Here is a 244-nt window from a genome sequence, read left to right as displayed (position 1 = left end):
CGTGAGCCCGCCGCGCTTCGCGAACGGGTGCGTGTTGCTCATCAGGCAGACGATTTCGTCGACGAACAGGTTCGACAGGTGCAGCTGTTCGGGCGGCTCGGGCCAGTTGCCGACGACGATGTCGAGCTTGCCGTCTTCCAGCGCGAGCTCATAGTCGAACGCGGGGCCGAGAGAGTGGAACTCGAGCGTCGCATTCGGCGCGGCCTGGCGGAAGCGTTCGACGACGGTCGGCACGAACAGCACG

1 protein-coding gene is annotated in these 244 nt (G+C 66.0%); it reads right to left on the bottom strand.

Features of this window, described 5'->3' with window-relative positions; translation table 11 throughout:
* The coding region (locus R2R70_RS22495) for a LysR substrate-binding domain-containing protein (protein ID WP_410979271.1) at nt 1–244 on the bottom strand (244 nt) is incomplete at both ends.

It is taken from the genome of Cobetia sp. SIMBA_158 (genome assembly GCF_046566945.1).
GTDB lineage: Bacteria > Pseudomonadota > Gammaproteobacteria > Pseudomonadales > Halomonadaceae > Cobetia > Cobetia amphilecti.
The sequence above is the reverse complement of the archived record's forward strand: the minus strand, read 5'-3'. Positions and strand labels throughout refer to the sequence as shown.